The organism is Streptococcus azizii, assembly GCF_001984715.1.
Classification (GTDB): domain Bacteria; phylum Bacillota; class Bacilli; order Lactobacillales; family Streptococcaceae; genus Streptococcus; species Streptococcus azizii.
Genome location: NZ_MSPR01000003.1, coordinates 155,441 through 176,818 on the forward strand (window position 1 = coordinate 155,441; position 21,378 = coordinate 176,818).

Consider the following 21,378-nt stretch of genomic DNA (forward strand, 5'->3'; position numbering starts at 1 on the left):
AAGAACTGGACCATCCTCCAGTTCTTTTACTAGGCTTTTTCATTTGCCGTATTTTTGGTATAATGAAGAAAGGAAAGTTCTTGGAAAATGAAAAAGCAGTTTGTCCTTGTGCCTGGATTTTTAAAGAGTATAAGACATCATCAATGACAACTGATAAACGATAAGAGGATAGGAGAGAAGATGAATCCTTTGTTAAATGGAATGAATGACAAGCAGGCGGAAGCTGTTCAAACAACAGAAGGACCTTTGTTGATTATGGCCGGGGCAGGGTCTGGTAAGACCCGTGTCTTGACCCATCGGATTGCCTATTTGATTGATGAAAAACTGGTCAACCCTTGGAATATTTTAGCCATTACCTTTACCAATAAAGCAGCAAGGGAGATGAAAGAGCGGGTCTTTGCACTGAATCCTGCCACTCAGGATTGCTTGATTGCAACCTTCCACTCTATGTGTGTGCGGATTTTGCGCCGAGATGCTGACCATATCGGCTATAATCGCAATTTTACGATTGTAGATCCGAGCGAGCAACGAACCTTGATGAAACGGATTTTGAAAAATTTGAATCTGGATCCGAAAAAGTGGAGTGAGCGCTCTATTTTAAGTACCATTTCCAATGCTAAAAATGATTTGATTGATGAAGTAGCCTACGAACGTCAAGCAGGGGATCTCTACACACAGATTGTGGCTAAGTGCTATACAGCCTACCAGAAGGAATTGCGCATGAGTGAGGCGGTGGACTTTGATGATTTAATTATGCTCACCCTACGCTTGTTTGATCAGAATCCAGATGTACTGACCTATTACCAGCAGAAATTTCAATATATCCATGTTGACGAATATCAAGATACCAATCACGCCCAGTATCAGCTGGTGAAGCTCCTTGCCTCACGTTTTAAACATATCTGTGTCGTGGGGGATGCTGATCAGTCTATCTATGGATGGCGTGGAGCGGATATGCAGAATATCCTTGACTTTGAAAAGGACTATCCTGATAGTAAGGTTGTGCTATTGGAAGAAAATTACCGCTCGACTAAGACCGTTTTGCAGGCAGCCAATGATGTGATTCAAAACAACCGTAACCGTCGTCCCAAAAATCTTTGGACGCAAAATGACGAAGGAGATCGGATTATCTATTATCGTGCGCATGACGAGCAGGATGAATCCATCTATGTTGCGAGCCAGATTGCTGCACTTATTCGATCAGATTACGCCTATGGTGATGTGGCGGTACTGTATCGGACCAATGCTCAATCAAGGACGATTGAAGAAGCCCTTTTAAAGGCGAATATTCCCTACACTATGGTTGGAGGAACGAAGTTCTACAGCCGGAAGGAAATTCGTGATATTATAGCCTATCTCAATGTGATTGCAAACCCAGCGGATAATCTATCCTTTGAACGAATTGTCAATGAGCCTAAGCGTGGGGTAGGGCCAGGCACGGTGACCAAAATCCGTGACTTTGCCCAAATGCAGGAGCTGTCCTTACTAGAAGCGAGTCAGCACATCATGCTTTCAGGTGTCAAAGGCAAGGCTGCCCAGGCTGTCTTTGATCTGTCCTCTCTACTCTACCAACTGCGGGAAGAATTGGATAAGCTCTCTATTACAGACTTGGTAGAAAGGGTCTTGGCTAAGACAGGCTATATGGAGTCTTTGACGGTCCAGGCGACCTTGGAAGCCAATGCGCGTATGGAAAACCTGCAGGAGTTTCTTTCTGTGACCAAACATTTTGACGAAGAAAATGCAGTGGAAGGAGAGACGGGCTTAGAAACCTTGAGCCGTTTCCTCAATGACTTGGCCCTGATTGCAGATACGGATGATGGTAACCGAGAGAATTCCGCTGTAACCTTGATGACTTTGCACGCGGCTAAGGGACTTGAGTTTCCGGTAGTCTTTCTCATCGGTATGGAAGAAAATGTCTTTCCGCTCAGTCGAGCATCGGAAGATGAGGATGAACTGGAAGAGGAACGACGCCTTGCTTATGTTGGGATTACCCGTGCAGAACAGCAGCTTTATCTCACCAATGCCAACTCGCGCCTGTTATTTGGGAGGAGCAACTATAACCAACCGAGTCGCTTTATCCGAGAAATATCAAGTAATTTATTGGATTATCAAGGATTGGCAAGACCGGCTAATACAGCATTTAAGGCTTCTTATGTCAATGGACAGACGAGCAAGTTCGGTCAAGGCATGAGTTTGCAGCAGGCTATTCAGTCCCGTAAGTCTCAGATTCAACCTCTTAGTCTAGGAGAGGAGCTACCCTTTGGAACAGCAACCTCAAGCACTAGGACACAAGTAGATTGGAGGGTGGGAGATATAGCCCTTCACCGTAAATGGGGGCGGGGAACTGTCCTTGAAGTTACTGGTAGCGGTAGTGGTCAAGAGCTGAAAATCACTTTTCCAGAGCTGGGGTTAAAAAAACTCTTGGCTAGTCTTGCACCGATTGAAAAGGAGGACTGATACTCTATCGGTGGTCACTTGCTCTCACAAGCCCTATGTCCACTTTCTATAGTCTCATGGAACTATGGAAGTAATGAGTATCAAGATACGAGAATGTCAAAAAATGTAAAGAAAAATAGGGAATCGACAGAGCTTGTCTTGCAGCCAATGAGATGTAAACGCGCTTTCTGAGTTCTTGGCTCGGGTTCAATGATAGGTGAGCTAGTGACCTTTTACGTTTCATAGAATAGTATTTAAAAAAGAGTGGATAGGACCTCCCGTTCAATGGAAAGGAAATTTTCATGTTTCATTATCTTGTTAGTCTACGTCTCATTAGTGTCGTTATTCTAGTTATCTATCTATTGCTGGGGATCAGTTTTATCCAATCTTTTCATCGTATCGATCTATCAAAAATAATCAAGACCATTTTCTTATTGGGTTACCTGCTCCTTCTTGCCCCCTTGCTCTATCTTACCTTTTTTATCCTATTATTGGGATTTAATTCTTAGACGGTAAAAAACGCTTAGAAAGGTTTCTAGGCGCCAGGTTGTAGACAAAGTATCTCTGAGAAAATTTGTCAATGTCAATATCGAAGGATAGTATCAGTGCTCTTATCTCTTCGTGAAAAGGCGAGCGAAGCGAGCTCATAACCGCTACTTTACGCCGTAGCAAAAAACACCAGAAACGTTATGTTTCTGGTGTTCGGAGATTTTGAGACTCAGACTCAAAATCTAGGCATGAAATCCCGTAGGGAGTTGCTGCCGTCCGTGCTACCTAAGTAAAGTATCATAATAACATAATCGTTTTGAAGAAAATAAACTTTTTCTTCAGTCTAACGCTTAGAAAGGTTTCTAGGCGCTTTTTTTAATAGAGTGCTTTAGGTTTAAAATTGGATTGACGAATCATTCAATACCCATAAAATAATATTTGTTAAACAATAAAAGAATATGGTTAGCAGAGCTGTTCGTAGAGTATCAGGATCTCCTGTTTTATTTGAAGGAGACAACTACTTTAGTAAAAAGACATCTTTTTCTGACTTTTGGTATAATAGAGGTAACGCGATTTACAGAGTAAGCAATGGAAAGAAGAGTCTATGAAATTATATTATGCAGATATTCGGTATCCTTTGACGGCCTTTCTAGCAGAGCTAGCAAGGAGTTATACGCAGGCAGGCAAGCGAGTCTTTTATATTGCCCCCAATTCCCTTTCTTTTGAAAAAGAGCGGGAGGTCTTATCTACCTTAAAGGAAAAGGGGTCGTTTGAGATGATGGTGACCCGTTTTGAGCAACTGGCCCGCTATTTTACGCTCAATCAGGTCGAACAGACAACAACATTGGATGATACAGGGCTGGTCATGCTATTCTTTAGGCTCTTATCGCAGATGGATGATACGGAGTTTCGGGTCTATGGCAAGGTAAAACAAGACATGGCCTTTATTCAGCAACTGGTTGACTTGTATAAGGAGATGCAGCGGTCTAACATCGCCATTACAGACTTGGTGCAACTAGATTCTCCCGATAAAGAGGCCGACTTGGTGAAGATCTTAACCGCTTTTCATAGGGTTATGGTAGCGGAAGATTTTCAAGTTGCTACCAAAATAGCCCAATTTCGCAAGGCCATTGAATCCGGTCAGCTAGACCAGGAGTTAGCGGAGATTGTTCTTGTTGTGGACGGTTTTACCCGTTTTTCAGCTGAGGAAGAAGCCCTGATTGCTGCCTTGCATGGGCGAGTGGCAGAGTGTGTGATTGCCACCTATGCGAGCCAAAAAGCCTATCAAGCTACCTACATTGAAGGGAATATCTATCAGGCTGGTGTGGAATTTCTCCGCTATTTGGCCCACACCTTTCAAACCAGTCCAACTTATCTAGCACCTTTAGGTCAGTTAGATGCCCTCGGCAAAATTTCGAGAAATATCGAGGGGCATTATGACTTTTCTGGTCGTAAAGTGGAGTTAACGGCTAAGGATAAAACAGGCGTTCAACTGTGGGAGGTGACCAATCAGAAGGAAGAAGTCCGTCAGGTAGCTCTTGCTATTCGACAATTACTGCATCAAGGCGTTCGATATAAGGATATTGTCGTTCTTTTGGGCGATGTGGATAGTTATCACTTACAGCTTGGAAAGACCTTTGAACAATATGATATTCCTTATTATCTAGGACGGGCTGAGGAGATGAGCCATCATCCATTGGTGCATGTGATCGAATCTTTGGAGCGCTTAAAACGCAATCGTTTTCGGACAGAGGATATGCTCAATCTCTTGAAATCAGGTCTCTATCAAAACTGGTCCCAGGAAGAGTTAGATATATTTGAACAGTATCTATTGTTTGCAGATGTCAAGGGTCAGTCTCAGTTTGAACGGACATTTACTGCCAAAAATGGCAATCGCTACCATTTGGACGAGCTCAATCATCTTCGTGAGAAAATAATAGAACCCTTAGTCACCTTTTTCAAGGCTCGTCCCCAATCGGGCAAGAGCCTATTGGGCAAATTCCGTGATTTTTGTGAGGCAAGTGCCTTGCCGGCCAATATGGAGACTCTATCGGCCTCATTAGGAGAGTTTGAGCAGGAAAAAGATGAACAGGTCTGGAATCATTTTTGTCATCTTTTGGAAAATATATACCAAATTTTTGGCGATGAGAGATTGACGGTAGTTGATTTTCTATCTATTTTGCGAGCAGGCATGCTGGCAAGTACCTATCGTATAGTGCCTGCAACTGTTGATGTGGTGCGAGTGAAATCCTATGACCTGATTGAACCCCATACAGCCAAGTATGTTTTTGCACTTGGTTTAACCCAGACCAATTTTCCAAAGCTAGCCAAGAATACCAGCCTATTAACGGATGCAGAGCGGGTGCGAATCAATGAAGCAACAGGTCATTTTACTCGATTTGATGTGGTCAGCCGTGAAAATACCAAGAAAAATCATTTTGCAATGATTTCGCTACTGAATGCAGCGAGTCTGCAACTGGTCTTATCAACTCCCCAACTCGAAAATGAAACCGAGGCAGGGGTATCCCCTTATTTACAATTCCTGCAGGATATGGGCATCCCAAAAGAAGAAAAGGGGAGAGCAACAGGTTTTCAGCTGGAGGATTTAGCACATTATAAGAGCTTGCTAGCCCGTGTCATTGAGGCCAATCGATTGCCCTTTGAGGAGCAGTGGACAAAAGAGGAAGAGACCTTTTGGCTAGTGGCCATCCGTTATCTGCGCAAGAAATTGGAGGAAGAGCAGATTGTCATTCCAGCTATTACAGGGGAGATACAGACAAGTCCCTTAGCGGCTGATACGCTGGATGTACTGTATCCAGTAGGGGAGTCGCTCGTCTTATCGGCTTCTAGCTTGACGGATTTTTATCAGAATGAGTATGTGTATTTTATTAAACACGTTCTACGCCTAAGAGAGCGGGACAGTATTCATCCTGATGCGCGCAGCCATGGGAATTTCCTGCACAGGATTTTTGAGCGAGTGACGATGAATCCTAGTCATCAATCGTTTGACGACAAGCTACAAGAAGCCATATCAGAGACCCGTAAGGAGCCGAATTTTGAAGCCCTGTATCAATTCGATGCTGAAAGTCAGTTCTCAGAGACAGTCCTATTAGATATTGCGCGGGCAACGTCCTTGGTCTTACAGAGAGAAGCCGTCACAGAAGTTGTCGCCAATGAAGCTGTTTTTTCTTGGGAGCAAGCCTTGGAGAAGGAGCGCTCTCTGCGAGTAGTAGGAAAAATCGATCGCTTGGATCGACTGACTGCACATCAGGCTTTCGGGGTAGTGGATTACAAATCAAGTAGTAACCAGTTCCACATTGACAAATTTTACAACGGGCTTAGTCCTCAGCTACTGACTTATCTGGCAGCAGTTCAGCAATTACCAGAATGTAGTCAGCCAGAGAAAGTGTTTGGAGCTATGTATCTGCACATGTTAGACCCGATTGTTAAATTGACAGACACCAAGTCAGTGGAACAGGTGCTAGCAAATACCTATAAATCTCTCGTCTATAAAGGATTATTTTTGGAAGAAGAGAGCCATCAGCTCTCCCAACTATATGCTAAGACAAAAGCCTCCCTCTTTACCCAGCAGGATTTGGAAACCATGCTAGCACATAATCAGTTCTTGTATCAGCGGGCAGCCAAGAAGATTCTAGCAGGGCAGTTTGCCGTCAATCCCTATACTGAAGATGGACGTTCTGTGGCAGGGGAGCAGTTAAAGGCTATCACAGGATTTGAAGCTGATCGTCATCTTTCATTGGCCCGCCCTCTTCTGAAAGGTGGTAAGAAAGAGGAATGGTTAGAGAGAATGAAGAAAGGAGTAGCCGATGAAAGGTGAAGCATTTTTAAGCCCAGATGAGATTGCAAGGCTACAAAAAGAAGAAGCACAGTCAGATAGGGTACAAAAACGAACACCAGAGCAAATAGAAGCCATCTATACCAATGGGCAAAACGTTTTAGTCTCGGCTTCTGCTGGTTCTGGAAAGACCTTTGTCATGGTGGAGCGGATTTTAGACAAGATAAAGCGAGGGATTGGGGTTGATCAACTTTTTATCTCGACCTTCACGGTTAAGGCCGCAGGTGAGCTAAGAGAGCGGATCGAACGACGCTTGACCAAGGCGATTCTTGATAGCCAAGATGAGGATCTAAGACGGCATTTATCACAACAGTTGACCAATCTCCCGAATGCTGCTATTGGAACCATGGATGCCTTTAGCCAACAGCTGGTGGTGGCGCATGGTTACCTTTTAGGGATTGCACCGACCTTTCGGATATTACAGGATAAAAATGAGCAGGACTTGCTCAAGCAAGAAGTGTTTTCTGACTTATTTAGCGACTATATGAATGGGAAGGATCGGATACGTTTCCAACAATTAGTGCGTAATTTTTCTAGTCATCGTAAGGATGTGAAGGGCTTTCGGGAGGTTGTCTATCAGTCTCACACCTTTAGCCAATCGACTAGTCATCCTAAGAAGTGGCTCCAAACGACCTTTTTGAAGGGATATGAGCAATTCACGAGCCTTGCCAGCCTTCCAGCTTCGACCCTTGAGGGACTGCTAGATAGTATGGAACGGTCTGCAAATGACCTCCAAGACCTGACGGATCTACCGGACTATAAAAAAGAAACGAAGGCTGGAAAGCCTACGGCTAATTATACCAAGCATTTAGCCATTATCAGTCAGTTGAGGGAATTGCTGGAAGCATGTGATAGAAGCAGGAGGATAGAGCAATTACCAGAAGTCATTGCACGGCTCGTGGAGATTCTACCATCTGGTGCAGAAGTCACTGTGGCAGGCGAAAAATATCCTGTCTTTAAAGACTTACAGGCGCGCTTGACCAATCTAAAACATCTGGAAACAGTCCTTTCCTACCAGCCTCAGATAGTGCCTCTCCTCCATCTTTTGAGGGACTTTATCCTTGATTTTTCGGAGCAATACCTTCAGAGGAAGCGGCAGGAAAATAGCTATGAATTTACGGATATTAGCCATTTTGCTATTCAGCTATTGACAGATTATCCAGAAATTCGTAGTCTCTACCAATCGACCTATCATGAGGTGATGGTCGATGAATACCAGGACAACAACCACATTCAGGAGCGGATGTTGGACTTGCTCTCAAATGGGCATAATCGCTTTATGGTAGGAGATATTAAGCAGTCCATCTACCGTTTTCGTCAGGCGGATCCCTCCATCTTTCAAGAGAAGTTTGAACGCTATCAGGACGATCCTACCGCCGGAAAATTGATTCTTCTCAAAGAAAACTTCCGCAGTCAGTGTGAGGTTCTGGATGCGACCAATGCCATTTTTACCCGCCTTATGGACAAGGCGGTGGGGCAGATTACCTATGATGAGACCCATCGTCTGGTCGCAGGCAGTGACCGCCAGAAGATCCGCCAACCCCATCATCAGATGGAGTATTTGATCTACAATACGGATAGTGATGAGCAAGAAAAGTTAGAGCAGGGGGAGGTCAGTGTAGGCGAGGTAGAGCTAGTTGCCAAGGAAATTATCCGCTTGCACAATGAAGAACAGGTTGCCTTTTCAGATATTACCTTACTCGTGTCTTCACGGACCCGCAATGAGCGGATTTTGACCAGCTTTGAACAGCACGGTATCCCCTTGGTGTCTGACGGTGGCGAAGCACACTATCTCAAGTCCTTGGAAGTCATGGTAATGCTGGACACCCTGCGGGCTATTAACAATCCCCTCCATGACTACTCCTTGATGGCACTGTTGAAATCGCCGATGTTTCACTTAACAGAAGATGAACTGACACGGATTGCCTTGCAGGATGATTCGGCCTATTTCTATCAGAAATTTCAGCAGGCTTTGCAGGCTAAGGGGAACAATCCCAAATTGATTTCTACAGCTTTAAAGCAGAAATTGGCCCATATTGAGACCTATCTGGTCAACTGGAGACTCTATGCCAAGACCCACTCTATCTATGACTTGATTTGGAAGATTTTTAATGAGAAATTTTATTATGATTATGTTGGGGCCCTCCCTAATGGTGAGAAGCGGCAAGCGAATCTCTATGCTCTTGGTTTGCGGGCGAATCAGTTTGAAAAGACGGGCTTTAAGGGCCTAGCGCGTTTCATCACGATGATGGATAAGCTAATCGCTAGTGACAACGATTTGGCAGATGTAGAGCTTGCCCTTCCGCAAGATGCCGTTCAGCTCATGACCATCCATAAGAGTAAGGGCTTGGAATTTAAGTATGTTTTTATCCTGAATATGGATAAGGATTTTAGTCGTCAGGAAAGCAACAGCCCGATTGTCCTTAGTAGAGAAAACGGGATTGGAGCCCAGTATCTGGCCGATATGAAAGAGCGGTTTGACACTCCCTTACCCCATGTACGGGTTCAGATGAACACCCTACCCTATCAGCTGAATCAAGAAGAATTAAAACGCTTGAGCCTATCTGAACAGATGCGTTTGCTCTATGTTGCCATGACCCGGGCCGAACAAAAACTGTACTTGGTCGGAAAAGGCAGCCAGAAAACATTAGCCAGTAAATATGATGGCAAATCTCGTTTGGGCGTACTAGCTCAATCTACACGGGAATCCATGACGAATTTTCAGGATTGGGTTTTGGCCATTGAAGAAGCCTTTCAAGGACAGGACTTGTATTTCAAAAAGACGTTTGTAGAAGCAGAAGACTTGACCCCAGAGCAGATAGGGCAGTTGGCTGTACCGTCGCACCTGCCAGCAGATGATAGGAGGGAGAATCGTCAGTCTGAGGATATTGTGGCGGCTCTGGAGCAATTATCGGCTGTTGAGAAACTGAATCGCAACTACCGTGCAGCTATCAATTTACCGAGCGTTCGGACGCCGAGTCAGATAAAAAAACTTTATGAGCCGATTTTAGCAGATGACGGTCTTGAAATTATGGAGACCTATACTCCCAAAAGGAAATTTTCCCTGCCTGATTTTAGTGGCAAGACGAAGGTGACACCTGCTCAGATCGGTTCAGCAGTACATGAATTGATGCAGCGCCTGCCTCTTGTATCGCCGATTACCGAGGATAAAGTGGCTGCTAGTCTTGTAGAAGTGAGGGCAGAAGAAGCTGTTAAGAAAAAGGTAGATGTCAGTAAGATCGTTGCCTTCTTCCAAACACCGCTCGGTCAGGAGATACTAGCACAAAATAAGCTGGTCCGTCGTGAGCAACCCTTTGCTGTTTTACAAATGGATCAGCATGCCAAAGAACAGTATGTTCTACGTGGTATTATTGATGGTTATATCCGCTATCCAGACCGCATTGTTCTCTTTGATTACAAGACGGATCAGTATCAGCACCCAAGTCAGTTAGCCGAGCGCTATCGCGGTCAAATGCAGCTCTATGCCGATGCACTGAAACAGACTTATCCAGTCGAAAAGGTCGAAAAATACCTCATTTTACTAGGTGGAGATAAGATAGAGGTGGTCAAGTTACCATAACGTAATACTCTTTAAACATCAAACTCTGATGCAGACCCTATGGTAAAAATCTTAGAGAGGGTAGTTTTTCTAGCATATTTTTGGTCATGTAGTTTGTGGTATAATGAGGAGCAGGAGTCAGATGAGAATGGATATTGAACATTACAAGCAATTAGCCCAGCAAAAACAGGGGGAACACCGTAAATTTTTAGCTGTATTAAAGAAAAGAGCCCCCAAAGATTTGGATAAGATTGTCCAGCAGGTGCATAGGGAGGTTTTTGAGGAGATTGACTGTACGGCTTGTGCGAATTGTTGCAGGAGTTTAGGCCCCTTATTTACCGAGGCAGACATCACTCGCATTGCGAAACATTTTCGCATGAAGTTGCCTGTTTTTGAAGGGCTTTATCTTAAGGTTGACGAGGACGGAGATAAGGTATTTCAGAGCATGCCCTGTCCCTTTCTAGGAGAGGATAATCTCTGTAGTATTTACGATGTTCGTCCTAAGGCTTGTCGTGAATTTCCCCATACAGACCGCAAGAAAATTTATCAAATCAACCAATTAACCATCAAAAATACCCTTATCTGTCCTGCCGCCTATCTCTTTGTGGAGAAGTTGAAAGAGCGTTTGTGAGAAGGATGTGAGAACGTTAAGAGCAACGCAAAAATAGGAGTCTTGACGAGTGAAACGCTCCTCTGAGTAAATCGAGAGAAGCACTACAGTGAGGTCAGGTGGGGAAACAAGGGCAGGCGTTGAGGGTTTGTAGCGTATCGCGAATGCGAATGATAGGGCATTAAGGAGGAAAATGTATGTCTATTCACCAAGTGTTACAATCGTTGGATCAGATTCAAGAATGGCAAGAAGAAACCTACCAGTATCTTCATAGCCACCCAGAACTATCGATGCAGGAAACACAAACTACACAATTTATTTTCGACATTTTACAAGGTTATGGCTATCAGACGCAACTGATTGGTGGTGGCGTTGTCGGTGTCCTTGAAAATGGAAAGGGGCCGACGATTCTTTTTCGGGCAGATATAGATGGACTGCCTATCAAGGAGGAGACTGGCTTGGACTATGCTTCTCAGGTGGTGATGGAGGATAGGGACGGTCACACAGTTCCGGTCATGCACGCCTGTGGTCATGATATGCACATAGTCGCTGGCTTAGGAGCCGCCTGGGCCTTAGCAAGGCATACAGACCAATGGCAAGGAACGTATATCGCTCTCTTCCAACCAGGTGAGGAGATCGCCGCGGGAGCCAAAGCCATGATAGAAGATGGCTTATTTGAGAAAATTCCCCGCCCAGAATTGGCCTTGGCTCAACATGTCCTAACAGAACCTAAGGCAGGGAAAATTGGGACCTTATCTGGACCTTTTTTGTCCAGTGCAGCCTCTCTAAAAATCACGATTTATGGTCAAGGGGCGCATGGATCGATGCCCCACTTGAGTATTGATCCGCTCGTGATTGGCTCATCTATTGTCATGAAATTGCAAACTATCGTTTCTCGAGAAGTAGATCCCTTTCAATTTGCGGTAGTATCTGTTGGGAGTTTTCAGTCAGGCTTGAAAGCCAACATCATTCCAGATTCGGCAGTTTTACAAGTGAATATCAGGGCCTATAATGAAGCGGTCCAGCAACAAGTGTTAGACAGTATTAAGCGCATTGTCCATGCAGAATGTCAGGCTGGTGGTTGTACAAAAACACCTAAAATAGACGTGTTTGACCGCTATCCTTTGACAGATAATGATCCTCAGATTACTGCTGAGGTGACAGAGGCTTTTGAAACCTATCTAGGGAAGGACAGAGTAGTGGCCTACCAGCCCATGACTGCTTCGGAAGATTTTTCCTATATTCCGCGCGCGCTCAATATTCCCTACCTCTATTGGGGATTTGGAGGATTTACAGAAGATCAGGAAATCTATGCTAATCACAATCCCAAATTCGCACCTGCCATTCAACCCACTCTCAGGACAGGTACAGAAGCAGCTATCGTTGCCGTCTTACGCTATCTTGGAAAGTGTGACGAATCATGATGTAGGTTCTCTTCTCAGCATACTATGTATGCCAATGCCTAAGCTAATTATGAGATAGTAGCAGTTGACCTGTTTTCGTAAAATCAGCCAGATGTGCCAGTTGTCTTGAAAGATTTGCTAAAATTGATAGTTGTCGCCATAGAAATTTTTGAGTAGCTCGTGCGATTCTTGAGGGATAAAAAAGAACCCGCAAACATGTGTTTCCTCACGATGGTTTGTGGGTTCAGGCTTCCCACTCCAACTGGGAGAGGTTGGAGTAGAGTCAACTAACTACCGGTTAAAATAGTGGAATGAACAGATGATAAGAGGGAGTGAAGTTACTCAGTCACCATGATTGACGAGTAAGGCACAGGTAGCCTTATAACAGGTAAGCTAGAGATAATGTTCTGTGTTTTCTATTTCATATCCAAAAGAAAGGTAGATTTTATGAAGAAACAGACAATCATTTACTGTTATCGTATGACACATGACTATGGTACTAATCCGTGTGTTTTTACAAAAGATTATGAAGCGACCCCAGAATTATTGACAGAAGGTGGCTGTATGCTCCAACTGCGCCGCCATCTAAAGAAGAATTGGGCTCATCAGATCAATGCTAGTGAGATAGATGCCTATATTATGGCAGTGGCGGGACATTCAAAGGATGGTAAGAGATGGCGTGATGAGCAAGGAAGTTTTATCACACCAAAGTACAATCATTTGATTTTCGTGGCAAAAATTATGCAAGTCAATTTAATGAGGGATTATTTACAATCAGAAAAATCGCATAACCGTCTTGATACCTGCTACATTGATCGGGGGTGCGATCATCAAAAAAATCTGAAGGAAGCTGTTATAATTTCTGATAGATTCAAATATTTTGGCAAATCGTCACTCGAGTTGCCCCAAAACATTCTAGATTTTTTTCCAATGGGAAGACGTACACGATTGAATGGGAAGCCTTTTGGACCTTGGAATGCAAAAAATGGTTTCTATCATTCAAGTGAACGTCCGGAAGATGTGGCAGAACTGTTGTATTTTATTAAAGAGGTTTTAGGTGATAAGAATGAGGTTGTTGACATGCCTTATCGCCGATTGCCTACCGGATTTAAGAGCTGTTGAAGATTATTCTATCTAGAAAAGGATTTGATAGAAGAGAGGGCAAGTCAGTCTAATACTACCAGATGAGACCTTTTGAACAAAGGAAATAATTTATTTTCTAAAATCTATATTATATGCCGTAGTTTTAGCATACTGTAATTACTATTTTAAAGTTGAAAGACTGTATAAAATGTTGCTCCCCAGAAAGGAAAAGACCAGATTGTATTATAAATATCTTTTATTCGACTTAGACCATACTCTGCTAGATTTTGCCGCGGCTGAGGAGCATGCCTTGACGCAGTTGTTAGCAGTCACGGGTGTCGAGAATAGGGAGGCCTTCAAGGCTTACTATAAACCGCTGAACCAGTCTATGTGGAAGGAGTTAGAGCAGGGGAAACTCAGCAAGACTGAGCTCATCAATACGCGCTTTGTGCGTGCTTTTGCACATTTTGGACGGGCAGTGGATGGACAAAAGATGGCCCTCCTTTACCAGAAATACCTCAGCCAACAGGGGCAAGCATTTGTTGGGGCAGGTGAGTTATTGCAGCAGCTACTAGCGTTAGGCTATGAGCTGTATGGAGCGACCAATGGTGTGACCTATATTCAGGAGAATCGTCTGCTCCATTCACCGATTCGCTCCTTTTTCAAGGAAGTATTCATTTCGGAGCAAATGGGGACGAAAAAACCGGAGACTCTCTTTTATGAGAAAATCGCAAATCGGATTGTAGGTTTTACAAAAGAGCGGGCGTTGATGATTGGGGATAGTCTGACGGCCGACGTAAAAGGGGGTAATGATGCAGGAATAGACACAGTCTGGTACAATCCAGCCTCTCAGGCGAATCACACCCCTATCCAGCCAACCTATGAAGTAAGAAACTATCAAGAGTTGCTAGACTTACTGCAGAAAAAGGAATAGTAGGAGAAAAATGAAAGATAAATCTCTGCATGAAATTCGTGTTTTTGAAAATTTTGAAATGCTATCATCTGAAAAGGGTCATGTCGTCGTGACGACTGAGGTGGTCGATAAGTCCTTGAATTATTACGGCTTTGCCCACGGAGGTTATCTCTTTACCCTATGTGATCAGATCAGTGGTCTAGTAGCGCTTTCGACAGGGTATGATGCTGTGACCCTCCAATCCAGTATCAACTATCTGAAGTCAGGAAAGCTAGGGGATACCCTTGTGATTGACGGTAGATGTGTCCATGATGGACGCACGACCAAGGTGGTTGATGTGACGGTGACCAATCAAGAGCAGGAAGAAATCGTGACAGCCACCTTTACCATGTTCGTCACTGGTGAGCATGGCAAATCACTGTAGCATGGCGCTTGAAAGGAGTTTTTGGTGAAAAGAGTAGGGGGAGTTTCTTCTCGACAAAAAAGTGGGCTAGTCCTACTTTTTTTTGTTACAATAGGGATGATGAATGATTTGATAAGACACAAACTAGAGTTACTTCCGGATAGCCCTGGGTGCTACCTGCATAAGAACCAGTACGGGACTATTATCTACGTTGGAAAAGCCAAAAACCTCCGCAATCGTGTCCGCTCTTATTTCCGTGGAAGTCATGATACCAAGACGACGGCTCTGGTGTCAGAAATTGCTGATTTTGAGTTTATTGTGACAGAATCCAACATTGAGGCCCTGCTCCTAGAGATTAATTTAATTCAAGAAAATAAGCCACGATACAATATCATGCTCAAGGACGACAAGTCCTACCCCTTTATCAAGATTAGCAACGAACGCCATCCACGGCTGATGATTACTCGTCAGGTTCGTAAGGACGGCGGGCAATACTTCGGACCCTATCCAGATGTCGGTGCTGCTAACCAGACCTTGAAACTTCTGGAGCGTCTCTACCCGTTTCGGAAATGTAAATTACCTGAAAATAAATACTGTTTGTATTACCATTTGGGACAATGTCTGGCCCATGGTGAACAGATGCCCAGTCGTAAGGATTATGCTCAAATGGCAACCGAAGTCAGCCAATTTTTGACGGGAAATGATGATAAGATTGTTCGCCAGCTACAGGAAAAAATGCAGACAGCTGCCAGCAATCTGGAATTTGAAAAGGCGGCTGAGTATCGCGATCTCTTGCAATCGATTTCCACTCTTCGGACCAAACAACGGGTCATGGCGAAGGATTTGCAGGATCGTGACGTATTTGGCTACTATGTCGAAAAAGGTTGGATGTGTGTACAAGTCTTTTTTGTCCGTCAAGGAAAACTGATTGAGCGTACTGTTAATTTGTTTCCATATTACAGTGAAGCAGAAGAGGACTTCTTGACCTATCTGGGACAATTTTATCGCAATCAACAGCATCTCATTCCCAAAGAAGTGCTGATTCCGCAGGATATTGACGATGAGGCGGTCAAGAGCTTGGTCGACGCTAAGATTGTCAAACCCCAGCGGGGGGAGAAAAAGCAGCTCGTGCAACTAGCCACTAAGAATGCGCGTGTCAGTTTGCAGCAGAAATTCCATTTGCTAGAGAAGAATCTAGAAAAGACACAGGGAGCTATTGAGAATATCGGTCAGCTATTAGGGATTGCGACACCTGTTCGGATTGAGGCTTTCGATAATTCTAATATCATGGGGACTAGCCCTGTATCAGCAATGGTTGTCTTTGAAAATGGTGTTCCAAATAAAAACGAATACCGCAAATATAAGATAAAGACAGTAGAAGGACCAGATGATTATGCCTCGATGAGAGAAGTGCTCTATCGTCGCTATCGTCGTGTTCAAAAAGAGGGGTTAACCCCGCCAGACCTGATTATCATTGATGGTGGTCAGGGGCAGGTCAAAGTGGCGAAGGAAGTGATTGAAGAAGAGCTTGGCATGAGCATCCCCATTGCGGGGCTACAAAAAAACGATAGGCACCAGACCCACGATTTGCTCTATGGCAATCCCTTGCGACTTGTCTCTCTTTCGCGCAATTCACAGGAATTTTTCCTTTTGCAACGGATTCAAGACGAGGTGCATCGCTTTGCCATCACCTTCCACCGCCAAGTGCGGTCGAAAAATTCTTTCTCGTCCAAGTTAGATGGGATTGAAGGTCTAGGTCCTAAACGGAAGCAAGTCCTCTTGAAGCATTTTAAATCGCTAACCACCATCCAAAAATCCAGTGTGCAAGAGATTGCCGAAGCAGGCATCCCTTATAAAGTCGCTCAGAATGTAAAAGAAAAACTGGATGGGGAAGGTAAGCGTTGAAAATTTCTGCCATTCATGATAGAATGGGAAGGAAATTGAAAAGACAGGTATAAAAGGAGAAGTCATGGCCTTTGGTGAAGAGAAACATAAGAAAAATACATTTGAGAAAATAACCCTTATCATTGTAGTGGTGATGGTTTTGGCAACCTTAGCTGGATTGATTCTGCCAGCTATCAGTGCCATTATGTAATCAGTGGGGCTGGGAGGATTCCTCTAGCCCTTCTTTTATGATACAGTCATTTAGTGTATGTCACAGCTGTCATTGACGAATACTCAATAAAAATTAACAGTAGACTAAGATACAAAGCCCGTAAAAAACTCCTGTGGAGGTTTTCAGCCTACTACCTGTCATTAAAAAGTAGTAATTTGAAGCTCCGTTTCTCTATTTTAGTTTCCATAATCTGAAAGATTATGGAAACTCGCTGGGCTGTATTTTATGATGGTTACTGACTATCGTCAGTATGATTTCCAACCCTTCAACAGTCTAATGACTGATGAAGGAGCCTCTCGCGATTGACACGAGTTGCACTCGTTTCATCTCAACCTTGCCTACTTCGCTCTCGGATTTATAGGCTCAGGCTGAAACAGTTCACCGAACTCCTGTGGTCACTTTCGTGTTTCTGGGTGACCAGTTGAAACAGTTCACCGAACTGTTTCAATCTCCCAGACTAGTGGTGCAAGTACTAAAAGTAAACGAAAAGATTGTATAAACAAATAGACGGAAAGAAGAAATAGGTAAAAAGATGAGTATGTTTTTAGATACAGCAAAGATTAAGGTCAAAGCTGGTAAAGGGGGCGATGGTATGGTCGCCTTTCGTCGGGAGAAATACGTCCCCAATGGAGGTCCGTGGGGCGGTGATGGTGGTCGCGGTGGAAATGTAGTCTTTGTCGTAGATGAAGGGTTGCGTACCCTGATGGATTTCCGGTACAATCGCCAATTTAAGGCAGCTTCTGGTGAAAAAGGGATGACCAAGGGCATGCACGGGCGTGGAGCAGAGGACTTGCTGGTCCGTGTACCGCAGGGGACAACTGTCCGCGATGCAGAGACCGGTAAGATTATGACGGACTTAGTTGAGCATGGTCAGGAATTTATCGTGGCGCGAGGAGGTCGTGGTGGCCGTGGGAATATCCGCTTTGCTACACCGAAAAATCCTGCACCTGAAATTTCTGAAAATGGTGAGCCAGGAGAAGAGCGCCATCTCGAACTGGAATTAAAAGTCTTGGCAGATGTGGGATTGGTCGGCTTTCCTTCTGTTGGGAAATCAACACTGCTCAGCGTGATTACCGCAGCCAAGCCGAAAATTGGTGCCTATCACTTTACAACCATTGTTCCTAATCTAGGAATGGTCCGCACCAAATCGGGTGAATCCTTTGCCGTTGCAGATTTACCAGGGTTGATTGAAGGAGCAAGCCAAGGAGTGGGACTTGGGACCCAGTTTCTGCGTCACATTGAACGGACAAGGGTTATCCTGCACGTTCTTGATATGTCTGCCAGCGAGGGACGGGATCCCTATGAGGATTATCTAGCTATTAACCGAGAGCTTGAGACCTACAATCTACGCTTGATGGAACGCCCTCAGATTATTGTAGCCAACAAGATGGATATGCCAGATGCAAAAGAACATCTCGAGCAATTTAAGAAAAAATTAGCAGCACATTACGATGAGTTTGAGGAATTGCCACCTATTTTTCCGATTTCGGGACTCGCTCACCAAGGTTTGGAAAATCTGCTGGAAGCGACTGCGGAGTTGCTGGACAAGACCCCAGACTTTCTCTTGTATGATGAGGCTGATTTTGAAGCTGAGGAGGCCTATTATGGCTTTAATCCGGAGGAGCCAGCGTTTGACATCAGTCGTGCAGATGATGCTAGCTGGATTTTATCTGGCGAGGCATTAGAAAAACTCTTTACCATGACCAACTTTGATCGCGATGAGTCTGTGATGAAGTTTGCGCGTCAATTACGTGGTATGGGAGTTGACGAAGCCCTTCGGTCCCGCGGTGCTAAAGACGGGGACATCGTCCGTATCGGGACCTTTGAATTTGAATTTGTGGATTAACGTTGGAAGCATATCTAAGCCAAGGACTTGATGTGCTACGGTAGCACTATGGTGGTCTACCTACCAACCTTACTAACTCCGACCAGCCAGTAGTATCGACTGTCTGGGCTACGTGTCGTAACGTGTACTGTCTTGCTCGTCATGCTATCTAGTGGTCAGTTGGCAGTCGCTATGGCGCTCTGCCTAGTCACCTGCCTAGTTCAGAAAGGGATTGTTGTCGAATACCTTTCTTCACGTTGTGACATGTCCTAGCTTGTAAGGTTCAGCCTAGTTTTCGCCGTCCATCCAGTACCGTGTATTGTCTAGTCTGCGTGTCGTCACAAAGCCTTGTGCTGGTTTGTTTTCCACGACACCAGGTGACTGATTTTTGCTACTATTATAGACGGGTTGAAGGGTAGGCTGTAAGGACTGCTGGTTATGGAATAGAGGCATGAATAGGGAGAGGTGCATTGTCATCAAAAGAAAATTGGAGGTTTTATGAATGGGAGATAAACCAATATCATATAAGGACAAGGATGGGAATTTTGTTTCAGCAGCAGATATTTGGAATGCAGAGAAACTAGAGGAGTTATTTAACAAACTCAATCCAAGTCGTAAATTCCGCCTAGAGCGTGAAAAATTGCAAGCAGAAGAATAAATAGATGGATTGTTACCGATGGTGGTTGAGAATGCGTATCTCATAAGTTGGGACAATAGCGAAAGACTGAAAGACACCAACATTAGTAGTGAAGCAATCTCTGAAAGGAGGAGCTGTCACTACTAATGTTGGTGTGTTTTTGTTTCTTACGCTACCTATGGTTTCGTTGCTGATTCAGAGATTCGTTTTATAGAGTGTAAGTCCCTGCCACTTTCTATGGCATCGAGCAGCTTGTACCGTTACAACTCTTCTTTAAGGATTTCCCGTATCCCGTTTTCGTCCAAGTGGTATATTGTATCGCAAACGGATTGAAGAAATCTTCTATCGTGAGAGACAGTGAGGATTGCACCGGGGAAATCTGTAAAGAGTCTCTGAATTTGGGGTTGTGAAGTTGGAGAGAAATTTCGTGTTGGCTCATCTAGTAGCAGAACGGGACAGGCATCTAGGACCATTTTTAGCAGGAGCAGCTTGGCTTGTTGCCCACCTGAGAGGGAGGAAATAAGGTGGTGGGCCTCTTCACGGCTAAATTGGAGACTAGCCAGGTGGGTGAGAACTCGTTCCTCTTCTTGTTTATCAGGAGATTCTGTCAGAAATTGAAGGGGAGAGACAGTAGGCTGCAGCAGTTCCTGATATTGCTGGGGCATGTATCCGATAGGATAGTCAGCCTGTTCTTGTAATAATTGGTAGATCTGTTTGAGGAAACTAGATTTTCCAACACCGTTTTTTCCGATAATTCCCACTTTTTCTTGGGCACAAAAACGAAAGTCTATAGCGGACACTAATGTTTTTGTTCCTACTTGGAGAGGGAAATGGCTCAACTCAATAATGGTTTTATGAGAGGGAAGGGGGACTATATCTTTGAAAAATAGGCGAATGCTGTCTTCTTGCAGAGGCATTTCAGTGAGAGTAGCTGCTTCTTTTGCATACCGTTTTTCTTGGGCAAGAACAGACTTCATTTTTTTGGCAATCAGCCGTCCTGCAGTTGCATCATGGGTATGACGGAGGGTATGTTCGACACTTTGGTGGATACGGTGATGACGCTCTACCTTCTTTTGATGTGCCAAGCGTTCATTTCTTGCTTGACGAGCCTGGCGGTCAAAGTCTTCCTCTCGTTTTTGGGCATAGCTTGTGTAGGTTAAGGTTTGAACAGTCGTTCGAGCTACTTGGCGTTTTTTGAGGCGCTCCAAATGCACGATTTTGGTAGCTGTCTGCCCTAAAAAACTCTCGTCGTGGGAGACAAAGACGACCGTTTTTGGAGTGGTGTTGATAAACTGTTCCAGCCATTTCAATGTAGATAGGTCCAGGTCATTAGAAGGCTCATCGAGAAAGAGAATATCTGTCTCTTTTGCCAACTCTTTGATGAGTTGGATTTTTAACTGTTCTCCACCGGATAGGGAAGCTAGGACCTGGGAGTCAGAAAAGCGATTGCTGTCAAAGTCTAATTCTTTAGCATAACGGTAGAGAGCAGCGTAGTCAAGATTCCCCTCAGTTGAAGCAAAGAAATAGTCATTGAGAGACAGGCTTTCAAATTCTTTAGGGAAAGATTGTGGGATATAGCTGTAATGGACGAAGTCTCGATGGATCTGGCCATTAACCTGAATGTAAGAACTAATCAAGTCCTCTGCCATCATCCATTTGAGGAGACTAGATTTTCCGTTCCCCTCCTCTCCGATAAGGGCCACTTTGTCGCCTTTATTAACGACTAGGGATAAATCGACAATCAGATCGGTCAAATCTTTGGTGTGGGTCATGGTTAACTGTGCAATTTGTAACATAGGTCCTCCTTATAGAAATAGCCCTACTTCACCAGTAGGGTTATCTATCAGTATCAGAAAACCTTTTTTATAGACAATATGTAAAGACCCCCAGTTGAGAATTCGTGGATTTACCTGTACACTAGAATAAAAAAACAATCAACTTCTAACAGGAATTACCACACTCAATTGGAGGTCTTATATGTTTCATTTTACCACACTTTTCATCGGAATGGATGTTCACAAAGAAAGTTTTTCACTTTGCTATTATGA

General features: G+C 44.2%; 14 protein-coding genes. 13 read left to right on the forward strand and 1 reads right to left on the reverse strand.

Annotated features, from left to right (window positions below; genetic code table 11):
• The first annotated feature begins 180 nt into the window (after positions 1-180).
• The 13 genes from pcrA to BVE84_RS10660 all read left to right on the forward strand — a co-directional run bounded on the left by pcrA (position 181) and on the right by BVE84_RS10660 (position 19,351).
• Positions 181-2,457: a DNA helicase PcrA gene (gene pcrA / locus BVE84_RS03015; protein ID WP_076995610.1), complete on the forward strand. Its 2,277-nt coding sequence runs from the start codon at positions 181-183 to the stop codon at positions 2,455-2,457.
• A 281-nt stretch (positions 2,458-2,738) separates the two neighbouring features.
• Positions 2,739-2,945, forward strand: coding sequence for a hypothetical protein (locus tag BVE84_RS03020; RefSeq protein ID WP_076995611.1), 207 nt, complete (start codon positions 2,739-2,741; stop codon positions 2,943-2,945).
• 584 nt (positions 2,946-3,529) lie between these two features.
• The gene (rexB, locus tag BVE84_RS03025) at positions 3,530-6,763 is read left to right on the forward strand and encodes an ATP-dependent nuclease subunit B (RefSeq protein WP_076995612.1); all 3,234 of its coding nucleotides are present in this window, start codon (positions 3,530-3,532) and stop codon (positions 6,761-6,763) included.
• Entirely contained in the window at positions 6,753-10,361 is a 3,609-nt protein-coding gene (gene addA / locus BVE84_RS03030) for a helicase-exonuclease AddAB subunit AddA (protein WP_076995613.1), read from the forward strand. Before rexB ends, addA begins: the two co-directional genes overlap by 11 nt.
• Positions 10,362-10,482: 121 nt before the next feature.
• Positions 10,483-10,971, forward strand: a complete 489-nt coding sequence (locus tag BVE84_RS03035; RefSeq protein WP_076995614.1) for a YkgJ family cysteine cluster protein — start codon at positions 10,483-10,485, stop codon at positions 10,969-10,971.
• Between the two features lie 176 nt (positions 10,972-11,147).
• Positions 11,148-12,374 carry an amidohydrolase gene (locus BVE84_RS03040; protein ID WP_076995615.1) on the forward strand — a complete coding sequence of 409 codons (1,227 nt, stop codon included), beginning with the start codon at positions 11,148-11,150 and terminating at the stop codon, positions 12,372-12,374.
• A gap of 426 nt (positions 12,375-12,800) precedes the next feature.
• Complete coding sequence (locus BVE84_RS03045) at positions 12,801-13,475, forward strand: Nmad2 family putative nucleotide modification protein (protein WP_179098458.1); 675 nt, start codon at positions 12,801-12,803, stop codon at positions 13,473-13,475.
• A 199-nt stretch (positions 13,476-13,674) separates the two neighbouring features.
• The gene (gene pynA, locus BVE84_RS03050; RefSeq protein WP_076995616.1) at positions 13,675-14,370 is read left to right on the forward strand and encodes a pyrimidine 5'-nucleotidase PynA; all 696 of its coding nucleotides are present in this window, start codon (positions 13,675-13,677) and stop codon (positions 14,368-14,370) included.
• A gap of 10 nt (positions 14,371-14,380) precedes the next feature.
• The gene (locus tag BVE84_RS03055) at positions 14,381-14,773 is read left to right on the forward strand and encodes a PaaI family thioesterase (RefSeq protein WP_076995617.1); all 393 of its coding nucleotides are present in this window, start codon (positions 14,381-14,383) and stop codon (positions 14,771-14,773) included.
• Between the two features lie 99 nt (positions 14,774-14,872).
• Positions 14,873-16,657 (forward strand): excinuclease ABC subunit UvrC, encoded by a 1,785-nt coding sequence (gene uvrC / locus BVE84_RS03060; RefSeq protein ID WP_076995628.1) that lies wholly within the window; start codon positions 14,873-14,875, stop codon positions 16,655-16,657.
• A 64-nt stretch (positions 16,658-16,721) separates the two neighbouring features.
• Complete coding sequence (locus BVE84_RS03065) at positions 16,722-16,847, forward strand: DUF4044 domain-containing protein (protein ID WP_076995618.1); 126 nt, start codon at positions 16,722-16,724, stop codon at positions 16,845-16,847.
• Between the two features lie 553 nt (positions 16,848-17,400).
• A complete protein-coding gene (obgE, locus tag BVE84_RS03070; protein ID WP_076995619.1) occupies positions 17,401-18,714 on the forward strand; it encodes a GTPase ObgE in 1,314 nt (437 codons plus the stop codon).
• Positions 18,715-19,195: 481 nt separating this feature from the next.
• Entirely contained in the window at positions 19,196-19,351 is a 156-nt protein-coding gene (locus BVE84_RS10660; RefSeq protein ID WP_135017447.1) for a hypothetical protein, read from the forward strand.
• A gap of 239 nt (positions 19,352-19,590) precedes the next feature.
• Here BVE84_RS10660 and BVE84_RS03075 read toward each other — a convergent pair whose 3' ends face one another.
• A complete protein-coding gene (locus tag BVE84_RS03075) occupies positions 19,591-21,126 on the reverse strand; it encodes an ATP-binding cassette domain-containing protein (RefSeq protein ID WP_076995620.1) in 1,536 nt (511 codons plus the stop codon).
• Positions 21,127-21,378: the final 252 nt, after the last annotated feature.